Source organism: Pseudoalteromonas sp. ESRF-bin5, from assembly GCF_002632075.1.
Lineage (GTDB): Bacteria > Pseudomonadota > Gammaproteobacteria > Enterobacterales > Alteromonadaceae > Pseudoalteromonas > Pseudoalteromonas marina.
Map to the genome: position 1 here is coordinate 1 of NZ_NTLW01000262.1, position 7,524 is coordinate 7,524.

A 7,524-nucleotide genomic window follows, 5' to 3' on the forward strand; every position below is an offset into this window, starting at 1 on the left:
TAAGCAAAGTGGTGGATACTCCACTATTGAAGTTTTATAAGCTGATTAAAGGAGTTAAAAATGCCGACATTTACAGGCGAGCAAGCAACACATTACGATAGTCGCATTACCCGCTTAGTACCTGGTTATGAGCTATTACACCAACTTACCAATGCACAACTACTCGCTACGTTAGCAGACAACGCGCATATTTTAGTAGTAGGAGCCGGTACAGGTAAAGAAATACTCGCCCTTGCCGCGCTTAACCCTACTTGGCAATTTACCGCGCAAGATACCTCAAGTGATATGCTCGCAATTGCTAAACAAGCGTTTGAAGAACACGGCATAGCAAAGCGCGTTAACGTTATTGAAGGCGAGCTTGATAAGCTATCTACTAAGGCCGATGCGGCGGTATGCCTACTCGTAATGCACTTTTTAAAAGACGACGGCAGCAAAAAGCAGCTACTCAAAAACATTAAAGCTAATTTAAATAAAGGCGCAAACTTATTTATTAGCGATTTAATGAAACCCGAAACCGACTTTGAGCGCGAAGCACAAATTACTGTGTGTGCCGATTTAGGCTTAAGTGACGCAGGGCAAGCCTACACAGCTCAAAATTTAGAAAGTGAGTTTTACCCACTTGATAGAATGCGCTTAAGTGAATTACTTAACGAGTGCAAATACGGTATTCCTAAGCTTTATTTTAAAGCGCTTGGTTTTAGCGGATACGTTGTTAAATAATCTTAACCTTAGCACCGATCTGGCTTCAGTCGGTGTTTCCTTTGAACACATTCTTACATCTTCTAACAGGTACAAACAAAGCTCTCACAGTTTTATTACTAATTAGTGAATATGATTATACTCATTACCAACACAGAGAATAATCATGAAAAAAAGTTTAATTGCCCTTTTATTACTGTCTGGCTGTGCCTCTCAGGGCGTTGATCGCGATGACCAAGGTCATATCATTAAGCATTACTATGCTACGGTCGAATCAATTGAAAAGGTAAAGCTGTCATCAGAAATCGGAACCGGAATCATGCTTGGTGCAGGCATTGGTTTAGCCGAGGATTTAGATGGTAACACCGAAGACATGATCAGCGGTGCCATTGCCGGAGCATTGATTGGCGGACTTTTTACGGCATTATTTGAAGGCGGTAACACAGCATATCAATACACACTTAACGATGTAGATAACGGCGAATTCATTGTAATTCAAAAGAAAAAACTGCCGAAAAGTACTCGCTGTGTAAGAGTAAAAACAGGAAATAAAGTAAAGCTAGAAGCGGCTAATGACAGCTTTTGCCTAAATATAAATAACACCAAAAGCTAACCTAGCTTCAAGGCTCGTATTATTAATTACTTACAAAATGTTGTAATTAAACAAACCCATTAAAATTACTTTTTGGTGTGCTTTGGTATAAGCTCTTTAGCAGTATTTTTATCCATCAAGGAAGCACTATGAAGTTTGAACAGTTATTAAATAATTTTGATATGGGCGTATGTGTTGAGCAACTTCAAAAAGAGTCGTTATTAGACCTCGCTTTACTTTTTGTCACTGTTGATGGTTCTATTGCTGACGAAGAGCTAAATGTAGTGAGTGCTTGGGCACAAAAAATTGAATGGAACTCAGCAATAGAAATAGACAATTACATAATAGAAATGACTAAAAAATGTGTTTCAGCGGTACAAACAAACGAAATAGAGTCATTTATTCAACACCGTATGTCGCACATTATTGACCAACCAATGAGGGTGTTTGTTTTAGAGCTTCTTAAGCAAGTAATTGAAGCTGATGGCATAACCCACGAAAACGAACTTAAAGCATTGAAAATTGTTGAATCTATAGTGTAATTAAAATATTAAAAGCTCGGTTACTGAACGTTAAACAACCCAGAACCGGGGACTTTTAATGAAATTAAGTTTAACCAATCTCTTTAAGCGCAGATAGCGCCGCCTGTGCTTTATCTATTTGTACAAAAATATGGTCGTGATAAAACGCAGCCACTACATTGGCGCTAATATTATGCTCGGTTAATTTGGCCGATACCGCAGCGGTTAAGCCAACAGCCTCAAGGCTTGAATGCACATTAAGGGTTATTAAATTATATTTACCTTCGTAAGTAATACCGGCTTTATCGGCGGTATCTGCATTTAAAATAAGGGTTAGGCCTTCTTCTTCAACGTAACTAGCAAGCGGGTTTAAATGAACGTAGTCAGCAAGGCTCCCTGCTAAACAGCAAAATATATATTCACCCTGTTTAAGCTCGGGGTTCATTGATTTTAATAACGTATTTAGCTCTAAAATTCCCACCATGTTGACTCCTTACATTTTTAATTAGCTGTTTTAAGCTTAGCTACAAGCCCGCTTAATAGGGCTATTTTAATATTACTTAACTGCCTATAATCAAAGTACGGGCACACAATAATGTTATTCGTTGTATCAATTGCAAACTCATCGTCTAGCCAATTAAATTGCGCATTAAGCTTACCTTGCTGTAATAAGTTTTTAGCATGGGTTCGCCCAGCAATAATATGCAGTTGGTTTTTATTTGTGCCGTTAATAATGGGGACACTAAATAGCAGCGCAGTTTTACTGTTTTTTTGCAGTAAAAATGTATCGCGATACGCTTGCCAGCTATCGGCTTGTTTAGCAAAGCTGTAATGCTCGCTGGGTAGCGCAAACAACACTTTAGCGTATACGTTAAACACTTTACGCCAGCCATTACCACAGTGCTGGTTTATGGTATTTATTTGCTCGTTTATTACAGGCTCAACACTTTTCAGGGTTTCAAAGTAGGGCATAGGCGGCGCTTTTGCCACATAAACGGCTACGCTAAAGGCTTGCTCACCTAAGCCAATTAGTTGCTCACTCACACTAACTCGCCTTTTTTTGCGCTAAAATACGGTCGAGGTTATTGGCAAAGTTTTGGCGGTCGGTTTGACTAAGCGGTGGTGGCCCGCCACTCATTTCTACGCCGCTTGAGCGCATGGTATCCATAAAGTCGCGCACGTTTAATAACGAGCGAATATTCTCTGGTGTGTAAAGCTCACCGCGCGGGTTAAGTGCTTGGCCACCGTTATCTATAACTTCACTGGCTAGAGGGATGTCGCCAGTAATAACTAAATCGCCTTTTTCTACACGCTTTACTATTTCGTCATCGGCCACATCAAACCCGCTCGAAACCTGTACGCGGCTTATGAATTTTGAAGGCGGAATGCGCATTGCATGGTTAGCCACTAAAATGGTTGGTGTTTGCGTGCGCTCTGCTGCTCTAAAAAGTATTTCTTTTATTACCACAGGGCATGCGTCGGCATCTACCCATATTTTCATGCTTAAATCTTTTAATTGCTCTAGTATTTAACTGATCCTATAGCAATTTATTTTAATCGGCTAGCAAACTTTATTTGGTTAAAGCCGTACAAACTGCATCACATTTAAAAAGGAGCTTTCATGAAGGCCATTACGACTATTTTACTTATTACAGGGTTATTTTTACTCACTGCCTGCACAAGTGCACCTGAAGGAATTACCCCCGTTAAAAACTTTAACCTTGAGCAGTACAAAGGTAAGTGGTACGAAATCGCCCGCCTAGATCACTCATTTGAAGAGGGCATGGAGCAAGTAACCGCAACTTACACAGTAAACGACGACGGCACAGTAAAAGTGCTCAACAAAGGTTTCATAACTAAAGAGCAAAAGTGGGATGAAGCAGAAGGCTTAGCAAAGTTTGTAGAAGGCAATGACACAGGCCATTTTAAAGTCTCGTTTTTTGGCCCATTTTATGGTGCTTACGTAATTTTTGAATTAGACCAAGACGACTACCAATATGCGTTTATAACCAGTTACAACCGAGACTTTTTATGGTTTTTATCACGTACGCCTACCGTTAGTGATAAGCTTAAACAACATTTTATAGCTAAAGCAAACAAACTAGGCTTTGCCACAGAACAAATTATTTGGGTTAAACAGTAGTTATTTAGCGATGTAAAGGGGCTTTACAGTTGTAGTGCTAATGATTGTTACAGCTGTAATAAAACGATCACCTTACTGTAAAGTAAGTTAAATATGTTCGGGCTATATTAGCTGCACTTGCAACGAGACATGCAAGTGTTGGACATACTGAATATCCCCCCTATTGTTGGCAAGCTTTATAGCTTGCCATTTTTTTTGCCTAAAATTAATAGCTTTCTTTGGATCAGATTTTTACTAACTAAAGTGAGTTTACTACCAATAATAGCCCTGAAAAGCCGATCAGTAGCATATTTAAAAAGCTAAATGGCTTAATCAACTTTTCTATAAAATTATAAAAAATCGTTATAATTAATACACTTAACCCCATAAAACCACAAAACAGTAAAGCTCCGTATCCTTGCTGCGTAACAACACAGAACAATAAACTTAGTAAAATACTGATCCAAGCAACTATTAGCAGCAAATTACTTTGCAGCTTAGAGGGACGCGTTGTAAACACCGTTTTAAAATGCACTGGTTTTGCCAAAGCAAAACCATTAAAAGCAAACAAACAGAGGCTAAAGCTAAGTAAATCAATCATACTTTTTGCCTCTTTTTATTATTGGTTAGGTTATTAGCTGTTTTTTTAGATGCGCTAGAAGCAGTACGTAATTTTTCGGTTTGTACTAAAAACAGTATGCTAAACAGTAAAAATACCGCATCGAAAATAAACAAGGCCCATTGTTTATTAAGTAAGTAGCTCACTATATTGCCCTGTGTGGTGAGCGCATTTATTGCCGGTACACTCAAACACGCGAAGGCATTTATGGCTGCCATTACACGCCATTGCAACCTATCGCGCTTTAAAAGTGCCATAACGGCAACCACTAACCATGCTAAAAAGAACACTGTAACCTCTTTTTCACCACGCCCTGCTACGGTTGGACTAAGTAATCTATTGGCAATAAAAAAGGCGCAAGTAGCCAGTGGTAAGCCCATAATGGTGGCAAGGTTTAAACCTTCGACTAATTGTAAGCCAAATGAGGCTTTACCCTTATTACGCTCGCGTATGCGTTTAGCCCACATTATGCAGCCAGAGGCAATCATTACGCAGCCTGCAATACCGCCAAGTACGTATAACCAGCGCAGTAAAGGTGTAGCAAAGCGCCCTGTATGCATAGAGTTAAGTGACTCATAAAGTGCTTTACTACTGCTAAGTTCGACATCAGTCTGTGCAACTAATTTGCCGGTAGCACCACTAAACAAAAGCCGCGGAGATTGATCGCGAAGCGCCTTTGCAGGGCTTACCAATACCGTTACTGTTGAAGCGGCCATATTCGGTTTACTAACCTGAACACGCGTAATATCTGCACTAGGCCACTTAGTATAAACTTGATCCAAAATAGTGTTTATAGGGAGCAATTCTGCACTGCCTTGGGCGTTATTAGTCACGTTATTGCTAGGTGTTACATCGTTAAAAAAGCCACGCATACCCTTGTCGTAGGTCGTTAACGCAGGGTAGGGGAACAACATAAATATAAGCGTAATAATGCCTGTGTAGGTAATCATTAAATGAAACGGCAAGGCAAGTACCGAGCTTAAATTATGCGCATCTAACCAGCTACGAGTCCCTTTATTGCGCCTAAAAGTAAACATATCTTTAAATATGCGCTTATGAATAACCACGCCCGAAATTATTGCCAGCAGCATAAAAAAGCTGGCAAAACACACCACCCAACGCCCTGTTATGGCATCTAAATAATAAAGCTGATAATGCAAGCGATAAAAAAAGTTACCGCCTTTGGTTTCAACAAAAGGGGGCAGCGCTTGCATGGTGTTTGGGTTTAATTGGGTATTTACAAACTGGCTGCGGCGCTGTCCTGGCTCTTTAGGTTTTGCATAGCCATATACTAAATACGGTATTCGCTCTTCGGGCAAGGTAATACGCCAACTAGGGGAGTTTGCAGCGTGCTGATTTAAGTAATCAAAGCCCTTTATAATTTGCTGCCTCTGTGCGGCCACTCTGTCGGTTTGGGCTTGCACATTGTGTATAGCAGGTTGATTCCAGAGGTTTATTTCGTCTCTAAAAAAACTCGCTGTGCCTGCAAAAAATATTACGTAAATAATCCAACAGGTAAGTAAGCCCACCCAGGTATGCAGCCAGGTCATCGACCTAAAAAAGCTGTCTTTCATAGCCAACCCTTCAGTAACGCCAATACAGCAACAAAAAAACCGGTACTTAGTAAAATACTGATCCATGCAGTTTTTAACGACTTGACCGAAAACGTATAAATAAACACTGCGGCGTAAATTAAAATACTGATAGACACACACAGTAAAACGGCATCTTGCTTAGCAATAGGCAGCAGCACACTTAATAATGAAATACACGCTGAGGTAAACGCATAGCCACCTACGATGGCAATAATAAAACGCAAAAATACTAACACTCTGTAGCTTTGGGCCACCTTTAAAAGCGCAGCTAGGTTAGTTTTTGTAAAAGGTGCTATGTGCAGAGGTGCCCGCATAGTTAACAAATCCCTTATTCAAATACGAGGATAAAAATAAGGGGTTATTATAAAGCTTACAAATACAAAAGATAGTGATTCTCATTTGTATATTCTAGATAATTCAACATTATTGTCTAGCATGTTAGTAAAATACTGATCTCTGCTCTTTTAGGGTTATTGCTTAGCTAATAACGAAGGTTTACAGTGGTCAATACTGGCAAGCCAAAGAGTAAATTTAAAATGAGCAACCACGAAAAACTAAATTATGTAGAGTTTCCCGCGTGCGATTTAACAGCCACAAAAAGCTTTTTTACTAACGTCTTTAACTGGCAATTTACCGACTACGGCCCAGAATATACGGCGTTTAGCGGCCAAGGACTTGATGGTGGCTTTTTTAAAGCACCGCTTAAATCACTTACTCAACATGGAGCCGCACTGCTGGTGTTTTACAGTAACGACATTCACGCAACCTATAAAAAAGTAGCGCAATATGGCGGCAAAATAGTAAAACCTATTTTTGAGTTCCCCGGTGGTTGCCGCTTTCATTTTACCGAGCCTAGTGGTAACGAATTTGCCGTATGGTCAGAAAAACAATAAATATATCAAGTGATTAGTTGTTATTTTTAGATGAGATCACGATTTTACCAACTAATAACTAGTTTGAGTAAAATAAACCGATTTTTTACCAACTCATTAGGTCTAAATGGCCATTTAGAACAAAATTCAAGCATTTAAGGCCAAATTTATATGGATCCGATCAATTTAATTGAGCAAGTTAGTAAATGCGTGATCTGTGAACCTCATTTACCGTTAGGTGCTCGCCCCGTTATACAATTTAATGCCAATGCGCGTATTTTAATTGCCGGCCAAGCACCGGGCATAAAAGTACACGAAACTGGCAAGCCCTTTAACGATGCTAGCGGAAACCGCCTACGCGAATGGCTTGGGCTAAGTGTTGATGAGTTTTATGACCCGCAAAAAGTAGCTATCTTACCTATGGGCTTTTGCTACCCAGGTAAAGGTAAGTCGGGCGACTTACCTCCGCGTAAAGAATGTGCACCCGCATGGAGAGCGCAATTA

Annotated in this window: 12 protein-coding genes; 6 read left to right on the forward strand and 6 right to left on the reverse strand. The window is 39.9% G+C overall.

Annotated elements, in window-relative coordinates; genetic code table 11:
* Window positions 1-60 precede the first annotated feature (60 nt).
* The 3 genes from BCG07_RS16195 to BCG07_RS16205 all read left to right on the forward strand — a co-directional run bounded on the left by BCG07_RS16195 (window position 61) and on the right by BCG07_RS16205 (window position 1,833).
* Window positions 61-720 carry a class I SAM-dependent methyltransferase gene (locus tag BCG07_RS16195; protein ID WP_286891105.1) on the forward strand — a complete coding sequence of 220 codons (660 nt, stop codon included), beginning with the start codon at window positions 61-63 and terminating at the stop codon, window positions 718-720.
* Window positions 721-865: 145 nt separating this feature from the next.
* Entirely contained in the window at window positions 866-1,312 is a 447-nt protein-coding gene (locus BCG07_RS16200) for a hypothetical protein (protein ID WP_286891107.1), read from the forward strand.
* 128 nt (window positions 1,313-1,440) lie between these two features.
* Window positions 1,441-1,833, forward strand: a complete 393-nt coding sequence (locus tag BCG07_RS16205; RefSeq protein ID WP_006793298.1) for a tellurite resistance TerB family protein — start codon at window positions 1,441-1,443, stop codon at window positions 1,831-1,833.
* A gap of 70 nt (window positions 1,834-1,903) precedes the next feature.
* Here the strand turns inward: BCG07_RS16205 and BCG07_RS16210 are convergent, their stop codons facing one another.
* The 3 genes from BCG07_RS16210 to BCG07_RS16220 are packed head-to-tail and all read right to left on the reverse strand — an operon-like array spanning window position 1,904 to window position 3,313.
* Window positions 1,904-2,296 carry an ACT domain-containing protein gene (locus BCG07_RS16210; protein WP_286891109.1) on the reverse strand — a complete coding sequence of 131 codons (393 nt, stop codon included), beginning with the start codon at window positions 2,294-2,296 and terminating at the stop codon, window positions 1,904-1,906.
* Window positions 2,297-2,313: 17 nt separating this feature from the next.
* Complete coding sequence (locus BCG07_RS16215; RefSeq protein WP_286891111.1) at window positions 2,314-2,856, reverse strand: DUF6942 family protein; 543 nt, start codon at window positions 2,854-2,856, stop codon at window positions 2,314-2,316.
* A 1-nt stretch (window position 2,857) separates the two neighbouring features.
* On the reverse strand, window positions 2,858-3,313 hold the full coding sequence (locus tag BCG07_RS16220; RefSeq protein WP_004588273.1) for a YaiI/YqxD family protein: 456 nt from the start codon (window positions 3,311-3,313) through the stop codon (window positions 2,858-2,860).
* A 120-nt stretch (window positions 3,314-3,433) separates the two neighbouring features.
* On the opposite strand from BCG07_RS16220, the gene BCG07_RS16225 reads away from it, so the two are divergent.
* Window positions 3,434-3,955 (forward strand): lipocalin family protein, encoded by a 522-nt coding sequence (locus tag BCG07_RS16225; protein ID WP_286891113.1) that lies wholly within the window; start codon window positions 3,434-3,436, stop codon window positions 3,953-3,955.
* 238 nt (window positions 3,956-4,193) lie between these two features.
* Here BCG07_RS16225 and BCG07_RS16230 read toward each other — a convergent pair whose 3' ends face one another.
* Genes BCG07_RS16230 through BCG07_RS16240 form a run of 3 tightly spaced genes read right to left on the reverse strand, consistent with a single transcriptional unit; the run spans window position 4,194 to window position 6,462 of the window.
* Window positions 4,194-4,535 (reverse strand): DUF3325 domain-containing protein, encoded by a 342-nt coding sequence (locus tag BCG07_RS16230; RefSeq protein WP_286891115.1) that lies wholly within the window; start codon window positions 4,533-4,535, stop codon window positions 4,194-4,196.
* Entirely contained in the window at window positions 4,532-6,127 is a 1,596-nt protein-coding gene (locus BCG07_RS16235) for a PepSY-associated TM helix domain-containing protein (protein ID WP_286891117.1), read from the reverse strand. The genes BCG07_RS16230 and BCG07_RS16235 overlap by 4 nt, the downstream gene beginning before the upstream one ends.
* On the reverse strand, window positions 6,124-6,462 hold the full coding sequence (locus BCG07_RS16240) for a hypothetical protein (protein ID WP_286891118.1): 339 nt from the start codon (window positions 6,460-6,462) through the stop codon (window positions 6,124-6,126). Before BCG07_RS16240 ends, BCG07_RS16235 begins: the two co-directional genes overlap by 4 nt.
* A gap of 222 nt (window positions 6,463-6,684) precedes the next feature.
* On the opposite strand from BCG07_RS16240, the gene BCG07_RS16245 reads away from it, so the two are divergent.
* Window positions 6,685-7,041 (forward strand): VOC family protein, encoded by a 357-nt coding sequence (locus tag BCG07_RS16245; protein ID WP_006793291.1) that lies wholly within the window; start codon window positions 6,685-6,687, stop codon window positions 7,039-7,041.
* Between the two features lie 150 nt (window positions 7,042-7,191).
* On the forward strand, window positions 7,192-7,524 hold a 333-nt coding region (locus tag BCG07_RS16250), incomplete at its 3' end, for a uracil-DNA glycosylase family protein (RefSeq protein ID WP_286891120.1).

What these genes read in the sequence shown, in the direction of transcription:
- BCG07_RS16195 (WP_286891105.1), top strand. Translation starts at nt 61, where the DNA reads ATGCCGACATTTACAGGCGAGCAAGCAACACATTACGATAGTCGCATT.
- BCG07_RS16200 (WP_286891107.1), top strand. Translation starts at nt 866, where the DNA reads ATGAAAAAAAGTTTAATTGCCCTTTTATTACTGTCTGGCTGTGCCTCT.
- BCG07_RS16205 (WP_006793298.1), top strand. Translation starts at nt 1,441, where the DNA reads ATGAAGTTTGAACAGTTATTAAATAATTTTGATATGGGCGTATGTGTT.
- BCG07_RS16210 (WP_286891109.1), bottom strand. Translation starts at nt 2,296, where the DNA reads ATGGTGGGAATTTTAGAGCTAAATACGTTATTAAAATCAATGAACCCC.
- BCG07_RS16220 (WP_004588273.1), bottom strand. Translation starts at nt 3,313, where the DNA reads ATGAAAATATGGGTAGATGCCGACGCATGCCCTGTGGTAATAAAAGAA.
- BCG07_RS16225 (WP_286891113.1), top strand. Translation starts at nt 3,434, where the DNA reads ATGAAGGCCATTACGACTATTTTACTTATTACAGGGTTATTTTTACTC.
- BCG07_RS16230 (WP_286891115.1), bottom strand. Translation starts at nt 4,535, where the DNA reads ATGATTGATTTACTTAGCTTTAGCCTCTGTTTGTTTGCTTTTAATGGT.
- BCG07_RS16235 (WP_286891117.1), bottom strand. Translation starts at nt 6,127, where the DNA reads ATGAAAGACAGCTTTTTTAGGTCGATGACCTGGCTGCATACCTGGGTG.
- BCG07_RS16240 (WP_286891118.1), bottom strand. Translation starts at nt 6,462, where the DNA reads ATGCGGGCACCTCTGCACATAGCACCTTTTACAAAAACTAACCTAGCT.
- BCG07_RS16245 (WP_006793291.1), top strand. Translation starts at nt 6,685, where the DNA reads ATGAGCAACCACGAAAAACTAAATTATGTAGAGTTTCCCGCGTGCGAT.